Source organism: Thauera sp. ZXT1-4 (genome assembly GCF_052598215.2).
This window is the reverse complement of sequence record NZ_JBQWSN020000136.1, coordinates 1-570: the sequence shown is the minus strand read 5'-3', so window position 1 is coordinate 570 and position 570 is coordinate 1. Positions and strand designations below refer to the sequence as shown.

Below are 570 nucleotides of genomic sequence, written 5' to 3'. Positions count from 1 at the left end.
GGCCGTTGGCGGTGTAGCTCTGGGTGCCGTTGGCGTAGCCCGTCCATTGGTACAGGTCGTTGGTCCAGCTCTGGCTCACGATTTCCTGCACGGGGTTGCGGGTGTAGGTGAGGGTCTGGTCCTGCGCGGTGCCGGCGAGGTTGTGGCTGAGGCTGGCGAGCGCGCCCTGGGGGCTGTAGCCGTAGCTGGTGGTGGTGCCGTTGCCCAGCGTGACCGTGGTGCGACGGGAGAGGTCGTCGTAGGCGTAGGTGGCCAGGTTGGTCGTGCCCAGCTCCTTGATCGCGCTCGGACGGTTGAGCGCGTCGTAGGTGGTGGTGACGTAGAAGCTGGTCTCGGGCCAGGTCAGACGGGTGCGGTTGCCTGCCGGGTCGTACTGGTAGGCGAGCGTCTTGCCGCCGGCGGTGGTGCTGGTCAGGCGCCCGGCCGCATCCCACACGTAGGCCACGGTGTGGCTGTTGTCGGCGTACTTGGCCTGGGTGCGCCGGCCCAGCAGGTCGTAGGCGAAGGCGACGTTGTCCGCGGCCGTGGGGTAGCTGCGGCTGGTCAGGCGGTGCAGGTTGTCGTAGGCGA

Annotated in this window: 1 protein-coding gene; it reads right to left on the bottom strand. The window is 68.6% G+C overall.

The window, feature by feature from the left end; translation table 11 throughout:
- On the bottom strand, positions 1-570 hold a 570-nt coding region (locus ACUH78_RS19500), incomplete at both ends, for a hypothetical protein (RefSeq protein WP_445334476.1).